The 22,854-nt window shown below is 45.0% G+C and carries 25 protein-coding genes and 1 pseudogene; 12 read left to right on the forward strand and 14 right to left on the reverse strand.

What is annotated here, in order from left to right; genetic code table 11:
- Positions 1 to 2: 2 nt before the first annotated feature.
- The 3 genes from secB to PN836_RS16045 are packed head-to-tail and all read right to left on the reverse strand — an operon-like array spanning position 3 to position 1,283.
- Positions 3 to 503: a protein-export chaperone SecB gene (secB, locus tag PN836_RS16035; RefSeq protein WP_395340135.1), complete on the reverse strand. Its 501-nt coding sequence runs from the start codon at positions 501 to 503 to the stop codon at positions 3 to 5.
- 60 nt (positions 504 to 563) lie between these two features.
- Positions 564 to 821, reverse strand: a complete 258-nt coding sequence (grxC, locus tag PN836_RS16040; protein ID WP_395340136.1) for a glutaredoxin 3 — start codon at positions 819 to 821, stop codon at positions 564 to 566.
- Positions 822 to 857: 36 nt separating this feature from the next.
- A complete protein-coding gene (locus tag PN836_RS16045; protein ID WP_395340138.1) occupies positions 858 to 1,283 on the reverse strand; it encodes a rhodanese-like domain-containing protein in 426 nt (141 codons plus the stop codon).
- Between the two features lie 322 nt (positions 1,284 to 1,605).
- On the opposite strand from PN836_RS16045, the gene gpmI reads away from it, so the two are divergent.
- On the forward strand, positions 1,606 to 3,135 hold the full coding sequence (gene gpmI / locus PN836_RS16050; RefSeq protein ID WP_395340141.1) for a 2,3-bisphosphoglycerate-independent phosphoglycerate mutase: 1,530 nt from the start codon (positions 1,606 to 1,608) through the stop codon (positions 3,133 to 3,135).
- Positions 3,119 to 4,309: a murein hydrolase activator EnvC family protein gene (locus PN836_RS16055; RefSeq protein WP_395340144.1), complete on the forward strand. Its 1,191-nt coding sequence runs from the start codon at positions 3,119 to 3,121 to the stop codon at positions 4,307 to 4,309. The genes gpmI and PN836_RS16055 overlap by 17 nt, the downstream gene beginning before the upstream one ends.
- A gap of 60 nt (positions 4,310 to 4,369) precedes the next feature.
- Here PN836_RS16055 and PN836_RS16060 read toward each other — a convergent pair whose 3' ends face one another.
- Entirely contained in the window at positions 4,370 to 5,560 is a 1,191-nt protein-coding gene (locus tag PN836_RS16060) for an Nramp family divalent metal transporter (protein ID WP_395340146.1), read from the reverse strand.
- Positions 5,561 to 5,941: 381 nt separating this feature from the next.
- On the opposite strand from PN836_RS16060, the gene PN836_RS16065 reads away from it, so the two are divergent.
- The gene (locus PN836_RS16065) at positions 5,942 to 6,583 is read left to right on the forward strand and encodes a UPF0149 family protein (protein ID WP_395340149.1); all 642 of its coding nucleotides are present in this window, start codon (positions 5,942 to 5,944) and stop codon (positions 6,581 to 6,583) included.
- A 17-nt stretch (positions 6,584 to 6,600) separates the two neighbouring features.
- On the opposite strand, the gene hemJ is transcribed toward PN836_RS16065, so the two are convergent.
- Positions 6,601 to 7,029 carry a protoporphyrinogen oxidase HemJ gene (gene hemJ / locus PN836_RS16070; protein WP_395340152.1) on the reverse strand — a complete coding sequence of 143 codons (429 nt, stop codon included), beginning with the start codon at positions 7,027 to 7,029 and terminating at the stop codon, positions 6,601 to 6,603.
- A gap of 306 nt (positions 7,030 to 7,335) precedes the next feature.
- Positions 7,336 to 9,030: a chloride channel protein gene (locus tag PN836_RS16075; RefSeq protein ID WP_395340155.1), complete on the reverse strand. Its 1,695-nt coding sequence runs from the start codon at positions 9,028 to 9,030 to the stop codon at positions 7,336 to 7,338.
- An 83-nt stretch (positions 9,031 to 9,113) separates the two neighbouring features.
- On the opposite strand from PN836_RS16075, the gene PN836_RS16080 reads away from it, so the two are divergent.
- Both PN836_RS16080 and erpA read left to right on the forward strand, forming a co-directional pair.
- Positions 9,114 to 9,821: a DUF6776 family protein gene (locus PN836_RS16080; RefSeq protein WP_395340157.1), complete on the forward strand. Its 708-nt coding sequence runs from the start codon at positions 9,114 to 9,116 to the stop codon at positions 9,819 to 9,821.
- A 104-nt stretch (positions 9,822 to 9,925) separates the two neighbouring features.
- Positions 9,926 to 10,270: an iron-sulfur cluster insertion protein ErpA gene (gene erpA, locus PN836_RS16085; protein WP_395340159.1), complete on the forward strand. Its 345-nt coding sequence runs from the start codon at positions 9,926 to 9,928 to the stop codon at positions 10,268 to 10,270.
- Positions 10,271 to 10,545: 275 nt separating this feature from the next.
- Here erpA and PN836_RS16090 read toward each other — a convergent pair whose 3' ends face one another.
- A complete protein-coding gene (locus PN836_RS16090; RefSeq protein WP_395340160.1) occupies positions 10,546 to 11,526 on the reverse strand; it encodes a hypothetical protein in 981 nt (326 codons plus the stop codon).
- A gap of 181 nt (positions 11,527 to 11,707) precedes the next feature.
- Between PN836_RS16090 and tatA the strand changes: the two genes are divergently transcribed.
- The 7 genes and pseudogenes from tatA (at position 11,708) to hemB (ending at position 16,737) form a co-directional block, all read left to right on the forward strand.
- Positions 11,708 to 11,962 carry a Sec-independent protein translocase subunit TatA gene (gene tatA, locus PN836_RS16095; protein WP_395340161.1) on the forward strand — a complete coding sequence of 85 codons (255 nt, stop codon included), beginning with the start codon at positions 11,708 to 11,710 and terminating at the stop codon, positions 11,960 to 11,962.
- A gap of 5 nt (positions 11,963 to 11,967) precedes the next feature.
- Positions 11,968 to 12,261: pseudogene (gene tatB / locus PN836_RS16100) on the forward strand (Sec-independent protein translocase protein TatB); the annotation flags it as partial.
- Between the two features lie 139 nt (positions 12,262 to 12,400).
- Positions 12,401 to 13,174, forward strand: coding sequence for a twin-arginine translocase subunit TatC (gene tatC, locus PN836_RS16105; RefSeq protein WP_395340164.1), 774 nt, complete (start codon positions 12,401 to 12,403; stop codon positions 13,172 to 13,174).
- A 42-nt stretch (positions 13,175 to 13,216) separates the two neighbouring features.
- Positions 13,217 to 13,858: a hypothetical protein gene (locus PN836_RS16110; RefSeq protein WP_395340166.1), complete on the forward strand. Its 642-nt coding sequence runs from the start codon at positions 13,217 to 13,219 to the stop codon at positions 13,856 to 13,858.
- Between the two features lie 2 nt (positions 13,859 to 13,860).
- Positions 13,861 to 14,688, forward strand: coding sequence for a TatD family hydrolase (locus tag PN836_RS16115; RefSeq protein ID WP_395340168.1), 828 nt, complete (start codon positions 13,861 to 13,863; stop codon positions 14,686 to 14,688).
- On the forward strand, positions 14,685 to 15,602 hold the full coding sequence (locus tag PN836_RS16120; RefSeq protein ID WP_395340170.1) for a GGDEF domain-containing protein: 918 nt from the start codon (positions 14,685 to 14,687) through the stop codon (positions 15,600 to 15,602). The genes PN836_RS16115 and PN836_RS16120 overlap by 4 nt, the downstream gene beginning before the upstream one ends.
- A gap of 148 nt (positions 15,603 to 15,750) precedes the next feature.
- Positions 15,751 to 16,737, forward strand: coding sequence for a porphobilinogen synthase (gene hemB / locus PN836_RS16125; RefSeq protein ID WP_395340172.1), 987 nt, complete (start codon positions 15,751 to 15,753; stop codon positions 16,735 to 16,737).
- Between the two features lie 23 nt (positions 16,738 to 16,760).
- Here hemB and panC read toward each other — a convergent pair whose 3' ends face one another.
- The 7 genes from panC to sfsA form a co-directional block, all read right to left on the reverse strand.
- On the reverse strand, positions 16,761 to 17,609 hold the full coding sequence (panC, locus tag PN836_RS16130; RefSeq protein ID WP_395340174.1) for a pantoate--beta-alanine ligase: 849 nt from the start codon (positions 17,607 to 17,609) through the stop codon (positions 16,761 to 16,763).
- 11 nt (positions 17,610 to 17,620) lie between these two features.
- Complete coding sequence (gene panB / locus PN836_RS16135; protein ID WP_395340177.1) at positions 17,621 to 18,415, reverse strand: 3-methyl-2-oxobutanoate hydroxymethyltransferase; 795 nt, start codon at positions 18,413 to 18,415, stop codon at positions 17,621 to 17,623.
- Positions 18,416 to 18,469: 54 nt separating this feature from the next.
- Positions 18,470 to 18,988 (reverse strand): 2-amino-4-hydroxy-6-hydroxymethyldihydropteridine diphosphokinase, encoded by a 519-nt coding sequence (gene folK / locus PN836_RS16140; RefSeq protein ID WP_395340180.1) that lies wholly within the window; start codon positions 18,986 to 18,988, stop codon positions 18,470 to 18,472.
- The gene (gene pcnB, locus PN836_RS16145) at positions 18,985 to 20,271 is read right to left on the reverse strand and encodes a polynucleotide adenylyltransferase PcnB (protein WP_395345711.1); all 1,287 of its coding nucleotides are present in this window, start codon (positions 20,269 to 20,271) and stop codon (positions 18,985 to 18,987) included. The genes folK and pcnB overlap by 4 nt, the downstream gene beginning before the upstream one ends.
- A gap of 174 nt (positions 20,272 to 20,445) precedes the next feature.
- The gene (gene gluQRS / locus PN836_RS16150) at positions 20,446 to 21,375 is read right to left on the reverse strand and encodes a tRNA glutamyl-Q(34) synthetase GluQRS (RefSeq protein ID WP_395340182.1); all 930 of its coding nucleotides are present in this window, start codon (positions 21,373 to 21,375) and stop codon (positions 20,446 to 20,448) included.
- A 30-nt stretch (positions 21,376 to 21,405) separates the two neighbouring features.
- Complete coding sequence (gene dksA / locus PN836_RS16155; RefSeq protein ID WP_395340184.1) at positions 21,406 to 21,852, reverse strand: RNA polymerase-binding protein DksA; 447 nt, start codon at positions 21,850 to 21,852, stop codon at positions 21,406 to 21,408.
- Between the two features lie 217 nt (positions 21,853 to 22,069).
- Positions 22,070 to 22,777: a DNA/RNA nuclease SfsA gene (gene sfsA / locus PN836_RS16160; protein WP_395340186.1), complete on the reverse strand. Its 708-nt coding sequence runs from the start codon at positions 22,775 to 22,777 to the stop codon at positions 22,070 to 22,072.
- Positions 22,778 to 22,854 lie beyond the last annotated feature (77 nt).

Here is a 22,854-nt window from a genome sequence, read left to right on the forward strand (position 1 = left end):
TCTTACGAATCGAGTTTAGGCGCAGGCTCTCCAGTGTCGTTTTGACGCTTTTTAACATATGCCGCGAATATAGCATCGAAGTTAACCGGCTGAAGGTTCAATGTCGGGAACGTTCCTCGATTGACTAAATTTGAAATACATTCCCGAGCGTATGGGAACAACATATTAGGACAAAAAGAACCGAGCATGTGAGCCTTGTTTCCATCAGGCATATCACCGATCGCAAAAATACCGGCTTGTTGGACTTCGCATAGGAAACCTGTCTCTTGGGCCACGGTAGCGGTAACTGTCAGAGTCAGCACCACTTCATATAAGTTTTGCTCCAGCTCATTTGTACGTGTATCAATGTCTAGCTTAACTTCAGGCTTCCATTCTTTTTGAAAAATGGCAGGGGAATTTGGCGTTTCAAAGGAAATATCTTTTGTGTAAATACGCTGTAAATTAAACTGAATCTCTTGTTGCTGAGGTTTTTGTTCTGGGTTTTTTATAGCTTCGTCCGCCATCTGTGTTACCTGTTTTGAGTTAAGTTAAATACTGTAAAATGGGAGTTCGTTGCAGGCGGTCTAGGCTTGCAACATGGGATCTAGTTTTTGTGCTGATTCCAGAGCAAACAAATCGTCGCAGCCACCAACGTGAATATCGCCGATAAATATTTGAGGAACAGTAGTACGCCCATTCGCTCTTTCTACCATTTCTGATTTGAGCGATGGCGCTTGCATTAAATCGTGCTCTGTAAACGCGACGCCTTTTTGTTCGAGAAGCATTTTCGCGCGCTTGCAATAAGGGCAATAATCTTTGGTGTAAATAACAACATTTTGCATGGTATGAACCTTATGTGTTTAGGATATGCGCGAGGGCTATTTATTCACTGGAAGGCCTGCAGATTGCCAAGCATTCATCCCGCCGCTCAACACGCTGACTTCTGTGAAGCCTTGCTTCACCATTTTATTCGCAGTACCGGCAGCAAGATTTCCCATTGCGCACACCACAATAATGGGTGTGTTCTTAAACTTTTCAAGCTTTGAAAAGTTCGCTTCGCGCACTTCTTCAGGTTTAATTTGGCGTGCGCCCACTATATGACCGGCTTTAAAGTCTTTTTGTGGTCGAATATCTAATAAAATCGCATCTTTTTTGTTAATCAATTGCGTAGCTTCATGATTATCAACGCGTTTTACCTTTGATAGAAGCGGTCCGATAAAGGAGTAAGCCAACATAATAACAAGGGCAATCCAGATGCCAGACAAAATTAAATTGTCGCGTGCAAATTCGATAAGCTGATCCATGGCGGCGAGTTCCTACCTATATTCCATCGCTAAACTAGCGAACGACTTGAAACTTAAGCACTTCATACTGTGCAAAAAATTACTTACGCACCTTATGCTGTACAAGATAATTACTCTTAAATCCGGTCATTAAATGCAAGCTTGCAACCGTCGCAGAGCAAATTGAAGTCGCGAATTATATAGAAAGCAAAGCTAAAACACACGCCCTATCACCAGATTATATAGCCCGCTTTAATGGCATATTCTGTTTTAGTGTTTATAGCCTGCATAAATACTGGTAAATTGTGCAATTGAATCAAATACAAAAGTAGGTAAAAACTGAATGAGTGAACAAAAGTCGCCATTGGCATTAATTATTCTTGATGGTTGGGGTTACCGAGAAGATACTAAAAATAATGCAATTGCCGCTGCGAATACGCCAAATCTGGATAAGCTAGCACAGCAGTATACAAGTACTTTGATTTCCGGCTCAGGTCTGGATGTAGGCTTGCCCCAAGGGCAAATGGGCAATTCCGAAGTAGGCCATGTTAATTTAGGTGCAGGACGCGTGGTATATCAAGAGTTCACTAAAATTACCAAAGCCATTGACGATGGGGACTTTGCTAATAACGAGGCGATTTCCGAGGGCATCAGTGCTGCAGTGTCTAGAGATAAAGCAGTTCACATCTTAGGTTTGCTGTCAGACGGCGGTGTTCACTCTCATCAAGATCATTTATTTGCTGCCATAAAACTTGCCTGTGAAAGCGGCGCAAAGCATGTGTATTTGCATGCTTTTTTAGATGGTCGTGATACGCCTCCGCAAAGCGCTGAGAACTACCTCAAAGCTGCACAAGCAGTATGCGATAAATACAAAGGTGCACAGATTGCGTCCATCGTAGGGCGCTATTTCGCTATGGACAGAGACAATCGTTGGGAAAGAATAGAACAGGCCTACGACCTTATCGTAGACGGAACGGCCGCTTACGAAGCAGACACCGCGCTTGAGGGCTTACATGCATCATATGAGCGTGATGAAAACGATGAATTTGTGAAAGCAACCAAGATTGGAAATTACAAAGGTATTGAAGATTGCGACAGCGTTATTTTCATGAACTTCAGAGCAGACCGCGCGCGTGCTATGTCTCACGCTTTGGTTGACAAAGACTTTGATGGCTTTGCACGTAAGCGTTTTTGCGACACTCATTTTGTTATGCTGACTGAGTACGAAAGCACCTTACATTGTCCTTGTGCTTTCCCGCAAAAAAAGCTCGTGAATGTGATGGGTGAATGGCTGGCTAAACAAAATAAAACGCAATTGCGCATTTCTGAAACGGAAAAGTTTGCGCACGTCACGTTTTTCTATAGCGGCGGAAAAGAAGATGAATATCCGGGCGAAAGCAGAATATTAATCAAGTCACCAGACGTCGCCACTTACGATCTGCAGCCTGAGATGAGCTCCCAAGAGCTTACTGACAAGTTTGTAGAGGCCATACTTGCAAGAAAGTTTGACGTCATAATTTGTAATTTTCCAAACGGTGACATGGTGGGGCACACGGGCAATTTCGAGGCGGCGGTTAAAGCTTGCGAAGCGGTTGATACCTGTATTGGAAGACTCGTTGAGGCCCTCGAAAAAGTGGGTGGTGAATGTTTAATTACAGCCGATCACGGCAATGCGGAGCAAATGGTTGACCCTGACACAGGTGTTGAGCATACCGCTCATACTAGTGAGCCAGTCCCCTTTATTTACTATGGTCGTAAGGCGGTTGCACGTGAGGGCGGCACGCTCAGTGATGTGGCGCCAACTATGCTGCATTTAATGGGCTTAGAACAGCCAGACGAAATGACCGGAACGCCGATTGTTACGCTTTCTTAAACCGCTAGTCGCAGTGGCCTTTATTCAAATGTCACTCATCATTAGTGCGCTGCTCTTAAGCAGTGCGCTAGTGAGCGGTAATGCCCATGCGCAAGATCAACAAGCTGATTTACAAAATATTAAAAGCCAAATTGAGCAAACTAAGGCGCAATTAGAAAAAAATTTAGAAAGCTCTGAGCGCCTTCAGCAGCAGTTAAAATTAGCTGAGTTAGAGATTGCTGAGGCCGCTACTCAATTAAACCAAACCGATGAAGCACTCAGAAGCACGCGAGCCGAGATAGCCAGCTTGGAAAGCGAAAAGTCAGCAGTCGAACAACAAATAAATGACCAGCAAAGTCGGCTCGCTAATCAGATCAAAAGCGCTTATATGGCGGGCAACTACGATTTCGCAAAAATGATATTCAATCAAGATGAAGCGGGCAGTTTCGAGCGGATCCTTACCTACTATCAATATCTCAACAATGCTCGCCTTGACCAGATTTCTGAGTTTCGCGCACTGATAAAGCAGCTAGAAGAGTTGCAAATAGCACTCACATCAAAAGAAGAACAGCAGATTATATTGATTGCGCAACAGCGCGAACAGGCTGAGCTTTTGCGCAAGCGCCAGCAGTCTCGACTGGCTACCTTGCAAGAGTTAGATAAACAAATTGAGACGGATCAAGCGCGTGTTACTCAACTTCAGCAGCAAGAACAAAGCTTAATGCAGGCACTTGAACAGGCAGAACTGGCGGCCAAACGCGCGGCCGCAAGAAGTCAGCAGGCGATTGTTGAATTAAGTGGCTTAACACAATTAAAAGGAAAGCTCCTGGTGCCGACTTCAGGTACGGTGAATCGGCTGTTCGGAAAGCGCAGACAAGGGCAAGTGCGTTGGAAGGGCATTGTGATAAATTCCCCCTCGGGCACGCCAGTCAACGCTGTAGCAGATGGTAAGGTGTTATATGCTGATTGGCTTAAGGGTTTTGGTTTGGTGACAATCGTGGATCACGGCGCCGGTTACATGAGTGTGTACGGGAGAAACCAAGCCTTACTTAAAAACGTGGGTGATGCGGTTGCCGCTGGGGATACCATCAGTTTAGTTGGCAATAGCGGCGGGCAAGTCCAACCCGGCTTATACTTTGAAATACGCCATAAAGGTAAAGCTCTGAACCCAAGCACGTGGCTTGCGAGAAGCTAAATTAGCTGAATCCTGTTTAAGAAGCGGCGCTCAGTGCCGCTAGAGTTCCGAATGACTGCCTCAAATGAGCGACCACAGCTTGTAGCTCGCCAGGACTAAAACGACCATTATTACCATCGCGCCAAGTGCGTTCTGCAGCAGTGAGTTTTTCTCTGCTTTCATTGCATGCGCATTATTGCAAACAATGAGAAGCAAAACGGCAGAAATAGGCAGAAGCAGGGCGTTTGCTCCCTGCGCGACAATAATCAGCATAAATGGGTTTAGGCCCAACACCGACACAAAGACGCCGCAGGCGATAATGCCCAGACTAACCGCTTTAAAGCGCCAGTCACTTAAATCTGCGCGCCAGTCAAATAGGCCGGATATGGCGAAACTAGCCGCAAGGGGCGCTGTAATGGCGCTTGTAAGTCCTGCAGCAAAAAGGCCAAGGGCGAAAAACCACATGGCGTAATCGCCCAATAAGGGCTCAAGCTGTGTCGCAATGTTATTTTTATCCATCACAACTGCGCTTGCGAAGAATGCACTGGCGGCGGATGACATAACTGCAAAGGTAACAAGTCCGCCCAATCCGATTGATGTAAACAGGGCGAGATTAGTTTGAGTGCTGTGTGACGATGCGGTGTCTTTTTTATCGCGTGCGCTCATACCGGCATGTAAAAAGAGGTTGTAAGGCACAATGGTAGTGCCAACAATTGCCAATAGTAATGCGTAATTTGAAAACAAGCCGAACTCTGCGCGAATGCCGCTAATAAGGTGATCGGGGTTAATGCCTGCGACCCACATTAGGCTGATGAATACGAGGCTCATAAGGGCAACTAGTGCCACTAAGACCTTTTCAACCAGTTGATAGCGATTACTCAATATTAAAAGGGCAGCGAGAGAGCCTAGCGCCAGCGCCCAATGGCTAATGTTGCCCCCAAAACTTGCGCCAAGTCCAAGTGCAGCCCCGGTGAGATTGCCGCCCTCATATGCCGCATTTCCGATGCCAATTGCAGTGCAAATGAGGACAGTAGCAAGTATCTTCCATGCTCTGCTTGTATACTGCGATAAGATGGCCTCAGATAAACCAAGACCCGTAACGTTGCCTAGTCTCGATGCCATCTCTTGCAAAATGCAGGTTGCAAAAATTGCAAACACTAAGGCCCAGATCAGTTGATATCCTAACTGCGCTCCAACCAATGATGCCGTAGTGATGGTTCCTGGACCGATAAAGGCCGCCGTAACGATGATTCCTTTAATTGCAGCGCGCAAATTGTGTTCCTTAAGTTGATTCTTGATTGGATCTTAACAGCTTCGCAGAACATACAGTGAGATGCTTACCGCGGATATTTTTTGGCATGTGGAAAGGCTAAGCGAAATTCAAAGTCGCTCTGCGTCATCCCTGATCGCTTCACCAAAGCCGTCCTTGGCTTTGGAGACTTTGAATTTCGCTTAGCCTTTCCACATGCCAAAAAATATCCGCTAATTCCATTCACGTATCAGCTAAAGGCAAGATACCGTTTAATTTTTTTTGCGTACAATTAGCCTAACATGGCATGCTTGGCTTGTGTATGAGATAAAAACGATAGGCACATATTAAATTAGTATTCAAATCAAAGCGTTAATTCGTACGCAAAGATACTAAAGGAAGATATGAATTTAAGTGAGCTGTATAGCGATCCAGAAAAAGTATCCTATTTGCATTCCCGTTATTTTGTAGAGGGCTTGTTAACGGGTGCATGCGCATGCCCAGAAATTCCGCTGCCAGACACATGGTTGCCATGGACGCTTGCTAAGCAAGGCCAAATTCAAGACGCCAAGCAGGCTGACTACATTTTTGAACAGCTGTTTGCCGCCTTCAAATCGTGCCTAGCGAGCATGAGGGACGGTGAGTTGCGATTGCCTGACTATGCTCAGTATTGTGGTTTGGAGAATTCCAACGCGCTTCAAAAATATTGCTCAGGAATTGTCTATGCGCATCAGTCCGTTGAAAATTGCTGGCAGCAAGCGTGGCAGATTATGCAAGTTAAATCGCCGGATGAGGCGCCTAAGCTGGCGAAAGATTTAAAGCATTGTTTATTGGTGTTTTCTACTTTTGCAGAGCCTGCTGTGGCCATTGCGCAAGCGAACGATCGAGGCGAAATAGGCTTGGGCGAAAAGCTGCCCGTCATCGCGAAGTCTTTGCAGTCAGCCATGGATACTTATGTGGCTACGTCTGGTGCGCTGGCGGCATTTTTGCCTAATCAGTTTGAGACCTTTGAACAAAAAGCCGGTGATGATAGCCAAAAGCCTTAGCTGAGGGCATCATTAACTTAGAAAGGTTTCAGGATAGCCAATACAACAATGGCTAACAGCGCTAATACGGGGGCTTCATTTAAAAAGCGATAGAATTTGGGGCTGTGTGTGTTTTCGTCGCGTGCAAAACGCTTCATTAAGTGCCATAGGTAAAAGTGATAGACATAAAACAAGCTAACGAGTAGTAGTTTTACATGCATCCAGCCGCTTGCTTTTAACCAATCAGCGCCATAGACGTAAATGGCTGCAATTCCAAAGCCTAGGGTCAAAAAGGCGAAAGGCGTGATAAATAGCCACAGACGTCTTTCCATTACTTTAAGCTGATCGCGAACCACTTGCTCTTTCGTTGCAGCGTGATAGACAAATAATCGCGGCAAGTAAAATATGCCTGCCATCCAGGCTATCATGAAAAAAACATGTAGGGCTTTGAGCCATAAAAGTGTCAATGCTTTATGTTCCTCTTTAATATGAACTAGGGCCTGTTGATCTTTGCTGTATGAATTTTGTTCGCTCTATGTGCTTACCGATCGAGGCACATGTTCGCAGGTGCAGTTATTCTGCATCAAGAGCATGTAACAAAGAGCGGTGGGCACATAGAGTGAACCCTTTGTGGCTCCCACGGCAGTGAGCGCTTGTGCATTATTTATACTGCATCATCGTAGTTTCGTGTAGATGACTACACTTCAACTCCGATTCTTTGTCAAAATAACGCACAAACTGCTGCAAAATCATACAGTAAAGATCAACAGGCCCTAGTGTTGTTGCCGTATGAGATAGTTGTGTACCGTATTCCAAGAAATAAGACCGAGTATCTCCTTCCCAGTAATATCAACAATGAACACAGCCCCTTGCCGTTTGCTGTAAAGCGCATCGTAAACATCGGCGAGGGTATGTTGCTCATCCAACAATTCACAGTCGTGTTTGCTTAGGGCTTGTTCATTGTCGCTTAAACTTACGTTCAGTTCTATCAATTGACAAGAATTAAGTTCATCGTCTTGTTGATGAATGAGGGCGCGCTGTGGATAGGCTTGTAAATGCTCGTATAGCACGGCATCGTGTGCTTTTGATAACTGTTTAAAGTTGGTATTTAGCATTGCCAGCACCCCTGTTTGTTGCAGCAGGTCTCGCACCGCAGATGTTGTGTATGGTAAGTCTTGATATTCGAGCTGTTGAATAAAAATAGAGCGGTTTTTACACAGCTGCTTTGAAGTAACGTAAGCGCTTACTATCACTATCATTGACGGCAAAACAGCTTGCGGGCTTGCGGCAAGTTCCATTGCGGCGGAAAGGGCGGCCAGTGGGGCATGCAGTACTGCGGCCAAAAAACCAGCAAAGCCAAGAAGCGCATAAGTGCTATTGATGACTAATGCGTTTGAGTTATGAACATCCATTCCAATCGTGATATTTAGCGTTTGTAGCAGCAGCACGCCTAAGAGCATGCCAATGACGATAACTGCGCCAATGATGCCGCCGGGAATACCAAGTGCAATTGCAACAATTGCCAAAGCAAGTTTGATGAAAAACAAGATTGCCAATGCGCTGATGTCAATCTCAGCACTGAGCAGTTTGTTGACATTAATGTACTCTGCGCCCATAGCCTCGGGCATAAAATAGCCCGCTAATCCTGTGATCAGCGCAGCGATTGCTAATCGTCCAACCATATTCACAGGTCGGAATAATTGCATGGTCCACATGAGCTGTTTATTAAATCCTGCGGCGCACAAACCAATCACGATACCAATTAAGAACAAAAACGGGAGCTGGCTTGCTGCAACGGGTTCAAATTGAAGGAAAGTTAGCTCGTTCACATCGCCAAACACTGCTCGAGTAAGCACTGAGCCACTCGCGGCCGCTAACATAATCGGTACAAAGATGTGTACTTTGTATTCTCTGAGCACCACCTCCATGACAAAAATCACGGCCGCAAACGGCGTATTAAATGCAGCGGATATGCCAGCCGCAATGCCGCAGCCTGAGAGTATTCGTAAGCTATTATGCGGCGCATGCACATATCGTCCAATGAGATGGCTTGCAGCAGCCGCTAAATGCACAGTTGGGCCTTCTTTCCCTACAACAAAACCACTGGCCAGTGCAAGAATTCCGCCGAAAAACTGATTAATGCTGGTGCGAAGAGGAATGTGTCCGTAGTACTGCTTTACTCGATGGATAACAAAGGGGATACCCATTCGATAATGCTTAAAGCCGGTAAGTTTTGCAACAATCACGATACCAAGCACCGCGACCATGGGCATAATCAGGCGTTGGTAAGCCTCAAGTGAAGCGTAGTTTCCAATACCATCGAGCATAAGCATTTGTAATGATGCTAGAATAAAGCGAAACACAATGATGACACAGGCAGCCACTAGCCCTGCAAGCAAGCCAAGCAGGCACAGCTGTATAGAAGTACTCGGATGCGAAAGTGTTTGTCTTAGCGAATGCAGTGACATGGCGCGGCTAGCAATGAATCATGTTATAAGCCTAGCATAATCGGCGCTGTGCAACAGACCCTAATCAGCAGAGGTTTATTTTTTTGAAGCAAAACCCCAAAGACAACAGCTTTATTTTACGCAGTGTGATGCTCTTTGGCAGCATAGTCATCGCGTTTTATTTAGGCTTTTTAAGCGCAAATTGGTACGAACGCTATCGCGACGGACGAATGCAGGTATTAGAGCAAAATCTTGACAGTTTTTCTGAGCAAAATGCACAGCTCAGCGCCAGAGTTAATGAGGCAGACATTGCTTTAACGGTCGCAAAACTTGCAAATGAGCGCTTGCAAGAGAACTTAAGTGAGGCGATGAAAGCGCGAACTGAACTTAAAGAGGAGCTTAGCTTTTATAAGCGTATCGTTGCGCCTGAATTGAGCAATGTCGGTTTTTCAATTGATAATCTCGAAGTATCTCCAAGCGCAATTAACCGTACTTACGATATGCAGCTTACGCTACTTCAACAAACCCAAAGGCGAAATCCAATCAAGGGCAGTGTCAGTATATTTATTAGGGGTGAAGAGGGTGATGAAGCGAAAACCTATGCGCTTGATCAACTAATGTTCACAGATAGCGTAAAAGATTTCGAGTTCAAATACTTTACCAGCATTGATTTTCGATTCGTATTGCCGCCTACTTTCGATGCGGAAACAATTGAAGTTGATGTGCAGTTAAGTAAGCCAAGTCAAGGTCAGACGAATTATTTAGCATCATATGATTGGTCGAGCATACTAGCGCCCAGTTCTGGGGATTGATTTCAAGCCTGAATAGTTGATTAAAACACTCAGGTATTAGATAATCTGTCGTTAATAGATGAACCTTTTGCTGAAGCTAACAGCGTTTTTATTGGAGTAAATGCATGTCAGTTGAAATGGCGATGCCAATTGAGTTTTCAGATGCAGCGGCACTGAAAGTGAAAAGCTTAGTAGCAGAAGAAGAAAATCCAGAATTAAAGCTGCGTGTTTACGTAACGGGTGGCGGCTGCTCAGGCTTTCAATACGGATTTACCTTCGATGAAAAAGTGAACGAAGGCGATATGACGATTGAAAAAGAAGACGTGATGTTGGTGGTTGATCCAATGAGCTTGCAATACCTGGTTGGCGGAATCGTTGACTACACAGAGGGTCTAGAGGGCTCTCGGTTTTTGGTGAATAATCCTAATGCAACCACAACCTGTGGGTGTGGCTCGTCGTTTAGTATTTAACCTCAACTCGGGATAAGCGATAGTGCAAATTTTTGTTTTAACAATGTATTTAATAAATTGTCACCAAGTAGTGATAAAAACGTGAAGTGCAATGCGCAAAAGAGACGTAATAGTTATTCTATTGCTCGCTTTTGCAACGCAGTAATTCACGTTTTTAGCGCTGCTTGGCGCTGTCGCTTATCCCGAGTTGAGGTTATTTAGTAAATCTCCCGTCATGCCTGCGCAGGCATGATGGGGATGTGTGCATTTATGAGGTGAGTTGGTGAGAATGTTCACTAAGTCGAAAAGTGAACTTCCGCCCTAATCGCAATCCCATAAGAGGTCCTAAAATCCTCTTCCCTTAACCAAATTACATAAGGCTCTAGTTCAAGAAATAACCACTCTCTCAGTATTCGCCGCTTATAACGCATGCTAATTAAGCTTGATTCTCTTCGGTAATTTGGCTGACTCAAGCCATCCACCATAGCCGTGAACAGGTAGCTGCTTTCGTTTTTTCCAAGAATGAGATAGCGCGCCTCATGACGCCAGTACCAGTCCTCACGATTATCTCGGTACTGAAAGCTATTTTCGAGTTCAAAGGCCTGTTTTGCGCCGATCTTTGAACTGAAAACACCGTCTAATTCAAAGCCAAATTTGTCCCCTGAGTAGTAGTTCGCTTCCGCGTAATAATGAAATTTACTGATGTCGCTCAGTACCACTTCATCTCTGTAGCGGGCGCGAGTATAGACTTGGCTGCCCCGTCCAAAACCCACGCGATAGGACATACGACTATCTTTTTCTTTTCTAAACTGCACCGCGAGTACGGCACGGTCATTGCCGTTAATATCTCGCCCCTGCGCAGCCTTTAAAGATTGTTGGTCAACGGTATCCTCTTCATCAGATAGTAGTAATTCTACTCTATCTTCAAGTTCTGGGAATTTAGCGCGAATGCGAAAACGAAAATCAAACTGCCCAAGTTCTCCGCTTCGAGGCTCCCACCCCAGTCTGATGCGCCCTTTAGTCGTGGCAATACTCAAGGGCCTGTCCTCATCGCTAATAAACCAACTGTTAATATTATTGGCGGTGGAATCAATGCCGTAGTTTAAATAGCAGTATGCATCGTCAAGCCACTCTTTCTCTGCACAGTGCTCGTATCTTGATTCAAATGTACTTTTCTCGGGTGGTTTTTCGTCAGCGTATACCTTATGAGCATGCAGATGAACGAACAAAAGCAAGCTAAACGAGACTCGCCATAATTGAATGAACGCTTTGTCCATATTCACCCTGCTAGCGATTTGTGTGCGCAAAAATTTATGATGCAAGCACCTATCCGATGATATACTCCATTGCCATAGTATAATATGCCGTGTTGATTTGGATACTTCTTGTTAAACAAAGCTGTCAATATGCTGCAAGAGTATTTACATTAAACAATGAGGCGTGAATAGAGGAATAGTTATGGGTGGTATTAGTATTTGGCAAATCGCAATTGTTTTGGTGATTGTCATTTTGCTTTTCGGCACGAAGAAACTGCGTAACGTAGGCGGCGATTTAGGCTCTGCTTTCAAGGGCTTCAAAAATGCCATGAAAGAAGATGAAAGTAATAAAGACGACAAAAAAGACGCAGATTTCCAAGCAGTTGAGAACAAGCAAAATGATGAAGAACTAGCATCGACAACGCAAAGCAAAGAAAAAGCTGAGTCTAAAGATTAAGACTTATGTTTGATATTGGTTTTTGGGAACTGCTGATTATAGGCGTCATTGCATTGCTAGTGATTGGTCCAGAGCGTCTGCCTTCTTTTATCCGTTCTACGGCTAATACCATTAAGTCAGTTAAGAACGTGGCGAACGGGTTTAAGGAAGAAGTGTCTGAGCAATTGCGTACGCATGAGCTGCATGAAAACTTGAAAAAAGCGGAAAAAATGGGCATGGACGCGATTGGTGGTGACATTAAAAAAAGTGTCGACGAGCTAAAAGAGGCCGCCGCATCCGTACAAACGCCGTACAAAAAAGCATCGCCCAAATCCGATGCAAACACTGATGACGAAAATACGCAAAAAACAACTGATGACGCTAAGATATTGTCAAAGCAGCCTGAGCGGCCCAATAACAACGGCGAGACCCTTGTCACAGACTCAAAAGACCTAAGTGATGAGCGAACCAAGTAGTTTTATATCCCATTTAATTGAGCTAAGAAGTCGGATTTTACGGGCGCTCTTAGCGGTTCTTATTGTTTTTTTGTGTTTGTTCTATTTTGCGCAAGACTTATATGCCTATTTAGCTGAGCCTTTGGTTGCCACTATGCCAGCTGGCGCTAGCATGATTGCGACCGACGTCGCTTCTCCTTTTTTAGCCCCCTTTAAATTAACCTTAGTGCTGTCGTTTTTTATCGCAATTCCTGTTGTGTTGTATCAAGTTTGGGGGTTTGTTGCGCCTGGCCTGTACCGCAACGAGAAAAAGATGGTAGCGCCTTTACTGATTAGCTCGACACTGCTGTTTTATGCAGGAATGGCTTTTGCGTATTTTGTGGTCTTTCCACTGGCTTTCATGTTTTTCAATAGCGTTGCGCCTGAAGGGGTATTAATTAGCACCGATATTTCCAGTTACTTAAATTTTGTTTTAAAGCTCTTTTTTGCTTTTGGCGTTGCTTTTGAGATACCGGTTGCCATTATATTAATGTGCTGGACAGGCGTTACCACACCTGACAAGCTTAGAAAGAAACGTCCTTATGTCATTGTTGGGGTGTTTGTAGTGGGAATGCTACTGACGCCGCCTGATGTCATCTCTCAAACCTTACTTGCGCTGCCCATGTGGTTATTATTTGAGATAGGCGTAGTAATAGGTTCGCTTTATTCACGAAAAGCCAAAAATGACAGCGATGAGCGCGAAGATGAAAGTACGTCTTTGCCCACCGAGAAAGAATAACTTTTATTGAAACACAAGCCCTTTTAGCAATAAGAAAACAGCATGATTTTTCAAAACATAACAAACGCTACTCAGCGTAACACCGGACTAAGCACGCAAAAGGTAATGTGCAAATACTCTATGCTGACCGTGAGTTTTGTCTGCGCGTTTTTCTCTCAAGCAGCTTCTGCGGTAGACGCCGAAAATGCAACTAAAAACCCGCAGGCTTGCGTCAAAATTGACAACGACATTGCTCGATTGGCGTGTTTCGACGCAATCTTTACAGCACCTGAAGTAACTCAGGTGCAGACTCAGCCGATGTCAGCTGTAAGTCCTCCTGTCAGCGTGCAGACCAATAAAACGGCGATTGATACGAGCACATTTGACGAAAGTGAATTGGCGAAAGCTAACGAAAAAAGTGAAGATGACCGAGTCGCCGAATTCGGAGCGGAGGATCTAAAAGCCTCTGCGGCTGATGAAGAGGAACTTAATCGAATAGAAAGTACAATTGTTTCCGCTTCAGAAAATAGTCGAAATATCCGCACCTTTACCCTTGAGAATGGACAAGTGTGGCGAGAAAGTGAGTCAAGCCGACTTCGCTTAAAAGAGGGAATGGATGTTTTCGTTGAAAAAGGTGCTTTTTCATCACACTTTATGGGTAAAGAAAGCAGCAATCGTCGTGTACGAGTTAATCGAGTCAAATAAACATGTCGTGGTTTGACGCGGGCGTAAATCTTTTAGATAGACGATTTGAGCGTGAAACTGTTCTGACAGACTCTATTCAAGCTGGCCTGCGTCATTTACTCATTATCGCAAGTGATATTGAAGAATCGCTTGCAGCGAGCGATTATATCCAAGCCCACAAAAAGACTGAATTGGCTTCTAAAATTCACTTGTCTCAAACTGCAGGCGTACATCCTCACTATGCAAAATCGATGCACTGTGAAAATGCAATGCAAGAGGCCATTAATCAAATTGAGATGCTGCTAGCGCACAGCAGTATTGCGGCAATAGGTGAATGTGGACTGGATTTTAATCGCAACTTCTCTACACCTGACGACCAAATTCGAGCCTTTGATGCGCAGCTTCAAGTCGCGCGAGCTCATGATAAAGGCGTGTACCTGCATGAACGAGATGCCTTTGACCAGCAAGTCAAGATGCTTAAACCACTCGCGCCGCATCTACCGTTCATGGTTGCGCACTGTTTTACTGGCAATGAACGGCAACTGAACACTTACTTAGACTTGGGATGTTACATTGGTATAACCGGATGGGTGTGTGACGATAAACGTGGCTTAGCCTTGCGAGGGGCAATTCAATCACTTCCCTTAAATCGTTTACTCATTGAAACCGACGCGCCCTATCTTTTTCCAAAAAATGTGCGGCCACGGGCAAAAAATAATGCGCCCAAGTACCTAATGGCAATTGCAGAGGCAATAGCCAAAATTAAAGATGTTTCGCTCGAAGAGGTTCAGCAAGCTTCCTACTTAAATGCGTGTAACCTTTTTATCGAGACATGTGAGGCTGCAACATGACTGCACAGATACCCAAGGGTTTATTTAGGGGAGCCGATACAAGCCGCTGGTCGATGGGCCTCGTATCAGTCATTTTTTTACTTCTTCTTGTGCTGGGTTTTGTGTTTCACAAACGCCTAGAACAAATAAGCTTAAGTGCATCCTATGTGTATTTCATCGCTTTGTTCATTGCCTACTTCTTAACACTGGCCTTCCTGTTCATTTATCGCGCCCAATCAAAAAAGGTAAACAGCGACCGACAGCGAGCGCTTGAGAACGAACGCCTGGCAAACAAAGCAAAGGATGAGCTTCTCAAGGCGCAATATGAAGCTAAAGAGACCTTAGAATATCGCGTCAACGAAAGAACCTTTGAGCTAGACATAGCGATGAAAGAGCTTGCTGAGGCTAATCAAGAGCTCGAAAAGCTTAGCGCCAGCGATGCTCTAACGGGGTTAATGAACCGCCGTTATTTTGATAAGCGCCTGTTAGCCGAGTGCCGTCGAAGCCGCCGTGAACAAAGGCCGCTGAGTATTGCGATGTTAGATATCGATTTTTTTAAAAAAATTAACGACAACTATGGTCACTTAGCTGGCGATGAGTGTTTGAAGGAATTCGCGCAGACCTTAACTAAGATTATCAAGCGTCCTTCCGATATCATTTGTCGCTATGGTGGAGAAGAGTTTGTGGCAATTTTACCTGCCACCGATGCTGATGGCGCTAGCAAACTTATGGAAAAAGTGCGCTTGGGTGTCGAGCAACATACTGTTCATTTTGAGGAACATGTCATTGCGATGACGGTCAGCATCGGTCTTACCTCAAGTATTGTAAGCTCAGACAGTGAACAAGAAGATATTATGGGATTTGCAGATAAACTGCTTTACGAGGCAAAAAACGCGGGCAGAAATCGAGTGGTTACGCGCGTCTATCAGCCGTAATCATCCTGATCTGGACGTGATTGCTTATGTGACTGAAGCGCTTATGGTATATGACCAAAGCTGCGTAAAGTGTTAGCATTTGGCTTTGTAACCATGTACTCAGCCTCTATTTCTAGATTATTTATTGAGTTATAAAATAAGGAAAGTCATGTTCCCACATACGCGTTTGAGGCGTTTGCGTCGCACATCAGCACTGCGTGCTTTAGTGAGCGAAAATAGCTTGAGTGTAAACGATCTTATATTCCCCATGTTCGTGCTGCCAGGAGAGGCACAAAAAGAGGCAATTGCGTCGATGCCTGGCATAGAAAGACTTAGCATTGACCTGTTGCTAAATGAGGTAAGCGAGTGCGTCAATCTTGGCATTCGCACCTTTGCCCTTTTTCCAGTGACACCGCAAGAAAACAAATCTCTCAATGCCGAAGAAGCCTATAACCCGAACGGTTTGGCGCAACAGGCATTGATGGCATTAAAAGATAAGTTCGGCGACGACATAAGTCTAATCAGTGATGTAGCGCTTGACCCTTTCACCATTCATGGCCAAGACGGCATTATTGATGATGATGGCTACGTACTGAACGACATCACCACCGAAGTACTAATTCGACAAGCATTGTCTCATGCACAAAGTGGCGCAGATATTGTCGCGCCATCTGACATGATGGATGGTCGCATAGGCGCGATTCGTATGGCTTTGGAAACCGAGGGTTGGGAAAATACCTGCATCATGGCCTATGCTGCAAAGTACGCATCAAGTTATTACGGTCCGTTTAGAGATGCTGTAGGGTCTGCCGGTAATATCAAAGGAGGCGACAAAAAAACCTATCAAATGGATCCAAGCAATAGTGATGAAGCGCTGCAAGAGATCACGCTTGATTTGGAGGAAGGCGCCGATATGGTGATGGTGAAACCGGGTATGCCGTATTTGGATATTGTGCAGCGTTGTAAAAGTGAGCTGAAAGTGCCGACATTTGCCTATCAGGTGAGCGGTGAATATGCCATGCATCAAGCCGCATTTGCTCAAGGATACTTGAAACAAGATGAAGTCACTCTTGAATCATTATTAGCGTTCAAACGAGCGGGTGCTGATGGCATTCTGACTTATTTTGCAAAAGAAGCTGCCAAGCTTTTATCCTGATTTGAGCTTAAACAGGATTCAGGTCAAATACGAATTTGAACGTTATCGATAAGCCTTGTCTTGCCTAAAAATGCTGCGGCTAATATGACTAAATCTTTGTCTTCATGGCCTACCTGTAGCAAGCTGTGGCTATCGCGCACTTCGATGTAGTCGGGCTTTAACCCGGCTTTCACGAGCTTTGATTTAAGGTCTGAAACCATGACCGAAAAGTCCCTGCGGCCGGCTTTTATCTCGTCGGCCATTTTGCATATTAGCGCATACAAGGTTGGTGCGACCCTTCGTTGTTCCGCGCTCAAATAGTGATTCCGAGAGCTCATGGCAAGCCCATCGCTCTCGCGTTCAGTGGGTACGCCGTGAATACTCAAGTTCATTGATAAATCGCTTACCATGGCTTTGATCACTTGCAGCTGTTGAAAGTCTTTTTCGCCAAAAAAAGCCTGATTTGGCTGCACCATGTTAAATAGCTTACACACAATCGTGGCGACGCCTCTGAAATGCCCGGGCCGACTCGCTCCGCAAATCATATAAGAAAGTCCGGGCACTTCCACAAAGGTCTGCTGCTCTAGGCCGCTAGGATAAATATCTTGCGCACTTGGCATAAACAGCACATCTACGCCTAATTTACTCAAAGACTGCTGATCAGCGTCAAGGGTTCTTGGATATGCATCTAAATCTTCATCAGGACCAAATTGGAGTGGATTAACAAAAATTGATACAACGACTTTACTTGCATTGCGCTTGGCGTGCTCTACTAATCTTAGATGGCCTTTATGCAGATTGCCCATCGTTGGTACAAAAGCGATGACTTCCCTCGCGCTTTGCCATGAGCGTCGAAGTTCGCGCAGCTTATTAATATCACGTATCACTTGCATGCACTGGACTCCTAGCTGAATGCGTGCTCTTGGGAGGGGAATTCACCGCTTTTGACTTCTGCAATGTATTGGCCAACTGCGCTTCTTATATCGTGATTCTCTACTAGATAGTTTTTACTAAATTTAGGCATGTAGTTAGCGCTAATGCCAAACATGTCATGCATAACCAGTATTTGGCCGTCAGTATCGGCACCTGCTCCGATGCCTATCACGGGAATTTTCAGCGCTTCGCTGACTTGCTTTGCTAGTTGCTGTGGCACACATTCCAGCACCAGCATCTGGATCCCCGCCTGCTCAAGTGCAAGCGCGCTTTTTAATAGGGCTTCAGCTTGCTCAGTGTTCCTCCCTTGTACTTTAAATCCGCCAATCACATTCACAGATTGTGGCGTTAAGCCAAGGTGACCGCATACAGGAACAGAGCGTTCTATTAGCCCTTCAATTGTCTTCAGCAGCCATTCACCGCCTTCAAGCTTGACCATACTTGCACCCGCTCGCATCAAGGTCGAAGCGTTCATATAGGTATCGTTCTCATTCGCGAAGCTCATAAACGGCATGTCTGCCACTACAAATGCGCGAGTCGTGCCTTTTGCGACGCACTTGGTATGATAAGCCACTTCGTCTAAGGTGACCGATAGGGTGCTATCGTCACCTTTAAGCACCATGCCTAAGGAGTCACCAATCAAGATGACATCTACGCCTTGTTCGTCAAAAAGTTTTGCAAAGCTGGCATCGTAGGCCGTCAGTGCGCTAATTTTATCGCCTTCTGATTTCATCTTTAATAAGCTGGCAGTACTGACTTTTTTCATGCTGAACCTTGTGAATTTACGTAGCTAATTGCTTTTCATTGTATGTGCTTAGGCTTACAGGGTGAGTGACTCAGGCTCAAATTTTTCACCGAGGCGCTTTAAACCAGCGAGACTGCACTTGCTTACCCAAATAGAGAGTCTTTTACCGTCTTGCATAATCATGTCTGGCGCGATTTCAAATAGCGGTACGAGTACAAATTCGCGCTCAGACATGCCGTAATGCGGCAGTACTAAACGCTCGCTTTGCACGGTAAGATCATTAAATAGCAAAATATCTAAATCCAAGGTCCTTGGACCCCAGCGCTCACCTTCTCGCAGTCTTCCCTGTTCTAGCTCGATACTCTGCAACACGTCTAAAAGCTCAATGGGCGTAAGGGACGTCGTTATTTTACATACCGCATTAATAAAATCGTTCTGATTTTGCGGACCCATCGGTGCACTTTGATAAAAATGCGAGCATTGCTGCACTGACACTTGTTCATGCTTATGAAGTGCTCTCAAAGCGTTCTCTAACTGCTCCACGGGTTTTGCAAGATTACTGCCTAAGCCAATAAAGGCGACATCAGACATCATGTGCGCTTTGCCTTTGAGCGACGTCGTCTAGGGTTCTGACGGCCATGTTTACCGCCACTCCCTAAGGCGTTAATCATTTGAGCGCGCTGGTCACCGTCGGCTTCCTGAAACTGCGTCCACCACTGTCCGAGTTCATGCAATTCACCACCTTCTACGTCGCCCCGCAATAATAAGAAGTCGTACGCGGCGCGAAACCGCGGGTGTGACATAAGCTGATAAGGCCGTTTGCCATAGCGTTTTGTTAATCGCTTTTGTAATGACCATATTTCGCGCACCGGAATGCTAAAACGTTTGGGGATCATAATTCGCTGAACTTGGCGTTGGATTACCTCCGCACTGGCAATATTGTGTGCATCATGAGGCGATATTTGTGTGTCAAACACCAACTGCTGGGCACGTTCTTCCATCGGGTACCACAGCATGGACGCGTATAAAAAAGCAGGCGTAATGCGCATCTCATTGTTAATACGCTCATCGGTATTTTTAAGCATATTAACAATTAGCTGATATTCTTTTCCTTTGGTATCGCTTAGAAAATGCTTAAGTGCTGGAAACAGCACTGTGAAAATACCAAGTGAATGCAAGCTTAAGAAAGTTTTCACGCCGCGACCGCTAAGCATTAGCTTACTGACTTCTTCAAATAAACGGGCTGGCGGAATATTGCTCAATAAATGCGCATGCTCTTGAATAATGTGCGTCATTTCATCATCAATCAGCATATTCAGTTTTACAGAGAACCGAGCGGCTCTGAGCATGCGCACAGGATCTTCTTTAAAACGCGTTTTGATATCACCAATCATCTCAATCCGCCGGTGAGAGATAGCATGCATACCGTCAGCAAAATCAAGAATGTTTTCGTTGCGTGCGTCGAAATACATGGCGTTGAAACTAAAATCGCGTCGTGCGGCGTCTTCCTCAATACTGCCAAATATATTATCGCGAATAAGCTGGCCATCTGTATTTTGCTTGGCGTGCCCCTCTTTTGAATCTTGCGAGTGATGCCCGCGGAAGGTGGCAACTTCAATAAGCTCGCGACCGTAGGTAATATGTGCGAGTCTAAATCGTCGCCCAATTAATCGGCAGTTTCTAAAACACGCCTTAATTTGCTCAGGCGTTGCATCAGTCACTACATCGAAGTCCTTCGGGTTCAAACCTAGCAGTCTATCTCGCACACAACCACCTACTGCATAAGCATGGTAGTCATTTTCAATCAGCGTTTTCAGCACTTTTTGTGTATTTGGACTCAAGTCAGATAAGCGCATAGGGTGATCGCTGCGCGGTATCACCGAAGCGTTGAGTCTTAATGGCACTGCGTCGTTTGCATCAGAAATTAATTGGTCTCGCGGCTCATCGAGCGCGTCATTCTCACTGGATGCATTTGAATCCTTAGCCATGTGTGCCGTGTTCCTGCGGATTTGTCATTATGTATTATTTCCTTTTAAGCGCTAGGCCGAGCATTAGTATACGCCATTTGCGTCAGAAACCAGAATTTCTGTGCGTTTCGGTAAATCGCTGAAATCATAATGGCTAATGGCCCATTCAATCAACTTTTCGGTACTGCCTATGTGGTTAAATTTAGCACGTGAACAGCCTAAAAATTGTAAGGCTGCTTTGAGATTAGTTAGTGCATGCTCGTCTTGAATGGGGGGAGCGTGATGCTGTTTTGATAGCTTTTGCCCAGGCTTATCAGATGCAACAGGAATATGTAAATATGTAGGCTGTACAGCTTCCTCCGACGCCAGTGCGCAAAATAAACTCAAGTGAAGCGGGGTAGTATCGAGTAAATCTGCACCGCGCACGATATGGGTAACGCCTTGCTCAATATCATCTGTCACAACTGCTAAGTGATAGGCATAAATGCCGTCTGCTCGCTTTAAAACAGGGTCTTCTTGAGCCATACGGTCGCTGACTATTTGTTCAAAAAAGTGCATATCATGAAAACGCTTACGTTTGGCCTCGTTTTTCCAGCGTAATGCATAATTTTCAAAGGGTAAATTGGCATCTCGGCAATGACCGTCGTAAAAAGGAGCACGCTCGCGGATTTCGCGTCGACTGCACTTACAAGCGTATATTTGCTCTTGTTTTGCAAGGTAATTGAGGCTGGACTGATAGTGCTCAAAGCGCTCGCTTTGGTACATCAGCTCACCATCGAAGTCGAGATTATGTTGTTTAAGTGAATTGACTATGATTGGGCTCATCGCTTTGTCTATGCGAGGCGTATCCACATCTTCAATTCTTAGAAGCCATCTTCCGTTGTGTTGCCGTGCGTGCAGATAACTTGCTAGAGCGCAGATTAATGAACCGAAGTGCAAAGGGCCGGAAGGGGAGGGTGCAAAACGCCCCACGTAATCATATTGATGATGGGGCGGTCGAATACCAGCGTTCAAGGAATGCCTTTTGCTTAAAAGTTGCTTTGTTTAACCTTGAAGCTGCTTTTCTTTTATCTCAGCCATTGTTTTACAATCGATACACAGATCGGCAGTTGGCCTAGCTTCTAGGCGCTTAATACCGATTTCGATACCGCAGGAATCACAAAAACCAAAGTCGTCTTCTTCAATTCTTTTCAGCGTTTTTTCTATTTTTTTGATTAATTTGCGCTCGCGGTCACGCGTGCGAAGCTCAAGGCTAAATTCCTCTTCCTGCGCAGCTCGATCAACTGGGTCTGGAAAATTAGCTGCTTCGTCTTGCATATGATGCACAGTGCGATCAACTTCTTTGCGCAATTGATCGCGCCAAGCAAATAGTATCTTTTTAAAATGTTCAAGCTGGTCTTCATTCATGTATTCCTCGCCAGATTTCTCCACATATGGAGAAAGCTCAGCAAGGGCTAGCAATCCTATTGACTTTGTTTTATCTGTTGGCATCTGCCATTTCTCCTAAGCAAAAACATGTGCTGTGAGCAACCTTGGTCAAACGCTGCCGAATGAACAACACATCTTGATGTGTCCAATACATGCTATGTCTAACGGAGCCTAATGCAATTCGCTTACGAGCGATTAATAAGTGAACAGCAAAGTAAGGCCTGAAAAATTTTGAGGACGGTAATATGGTCATTTTTTCGAAAAATGCAATCTTTTTTTATTAAGAAATTTCAACTGCATGACTTAATCCAATGCCTATTTCACTCATTTCACATGCGTAAGCTAACACTTTAACGCCATTTTCTTTTGCATATTCAATGGCTTTTGCATAATCGGGATCGATTTCCTTAGCAATTGAGAACTGCGTTATGTTTTCGCGTTGAATGCAAAACACAAGGAAAGCTAGGTGTCCGCTTTGCGCGATCTTCGCCAGCTCGTAGCCATGTTTTTGTCCCCTCTTGCTAACGGCATCGGGAAATAGGGCGTGCGTAGGATCCTCCTCATGGACTAAGGTGACCGACTTTACTTCAACGTAAGCATCAGGGGCACCGTCTTCTTGAAGTACAAAATCAATTCTACTTTCGCCGTGTTTAACTTCAGATTGAACATGACTGTAATGTTGCAAAGGCAATATCGTTCGCTCACGCAAGGCGTGTCCAATGACCCGATTTGCATTTATCGTATTAACACCTATCTTGTGTCCAACTGTGTCGCTAGAGAACTCCCAAGTGTGACGATATTTTCGTTTGGGATTGTCGCTCTCGCTCAGCCATGCTCGTGCGCCGACCCTTGCACATCCAGTCATGGCGCCCGTGTTTGGGCAATGCACGGTAAGCGAGATGCCATTAGCTAGCACGACGTCCGCTAAAAAGCGTTTATAGCGCTTAATAAGCGTCGCCTCAATTAAGGGCTTGCTGAATCTATACACGAGACACTTTCCAACACGGTAGTAAGCGAAAGGCTAACAAGGCTAAACTTCTAAGACTAAGTATAATTATCGAAAAA

Origin of the sequence: Ningiella algicola (genome assembly GCF_028401415.2) — a bacterium.
GTDB lineage: Bacteria > Pseudomonadota > Gammaproteobacteria > Enterobacterales > Alteromonadaceae > Glaciecola.

Coding starts and splice junctions, on each gene's coding strand:
- secB (WP_395340135.1), bottom strand. CDS start 503: ATGGCGGACGAAGCTATAAAAAACCCAGAACAAAAACCTCAGCAACAA.
- grxC (WP_395340136.1), bottom strand. CDS start 821: ATGCAAAATGTTGTTATTTACACCAAAGATTATTGCCCTTATTGCAAG.
- PN836_RS16045 (WP_395340138.1), bottom strand. CDS start 1,283: ATGGATCAGCTTATCGAATTTGCACGCGACAATTTAATTTTGTCTGGC.
- gpmI (WP_395340141.1), top strand. CDS start 1,606: ATGAGTGAACAAAAGTCGCCATTGGCATTAATTATTCTTGATGGTTGG.
- PN836_RS16065 (WP_395340149.1), top strand. CDS start 5,942: ATGAATTTAAGTGAGCTGTATAGCGATCCAGAAAAAGTATCCTATTTG.
- PN836_RS16075 (WP_395340155.1), bottom strand. CDS start 9,030: ATGTCACTGCATTCGCTAAGACAAACACTTTCGCATCCGAGTACTTCT.
- erpA (WP_395340159.1), top strand. CDS start 9,926: ATGTCAGTTGAAATGGCGATGCCAATTGAGTTTTCAGATGCAGCGGCA.
- PN836_RS16090 (WP_395340160.1), bottom strand. CDS start 11,526: ATGGACAAAGCGTTCATTCAATTATGGCGAGTCTCGTTTAGCTTGCTT.
- tatA (WP_395340161.1), top strand. CDS start 11,708: ATGGGTGGTATTAGTATTTGGCAAATCGCAATTGTTTTGGTGATTGTC.
- tatC (WP_395340164.1), top strand. CDS start 12,401: ATGAGCGAACCAAGTAGTTTTATATCCCATTTAATTGAGCTAAGAAGT.
- PN836_RS16110 (WP_395340166.1), top strand. CDS start 13,217: ATGATTTTTCAAAACATAACAAACGCTACTCAGCGTAACACCGGACTA.
- PN836_RS16115 (WP_395340168.1), top strand. CDS start 13,861: ATGTCGTGGTTTGACGCGGGCGTAAATCTTTTAGATAGACGATTTGAG.
- PN836_RS16120 (WP_395340170.1), top strand. CDS start 14,685: ATGACTGCACAGATACCCAAGGGTTTATTTAGGGGAGCCGATACAAGC.
- hemB (WP_395340172.1), top strand. CDS start 15,751: ATGTTCCCACATACGCGTTTGAGGCGTTTGCGTCGCACATCAGCACTG.
- panC (WP_395340174.1), bottom strand. CDS start 17,609: ATGCAAGTGATACGTGATATTAATAAGCTGCGCGAACTTCGACGCTCA.
- panB (WP_395340177.1), bottom strand. CDS start 18,415: ATGAAAAAAGTCAGTACTGCCAGCTTATTAAAGATGAAATCAGAAGGC.
- folK (WP_395340180.1), bottom strand. CDS start 18,988: ATGATGTCTGATGTCGCCTTTATTGGCTTAGGCAGTAATCTTGCAAAA.
- dksA (WP_395340184.1), bottom strand. CDS start 21,852: ATGCCAACAGATAAAACAAAGTCAATAGGATTGCTAGCCCTTGCTGAG.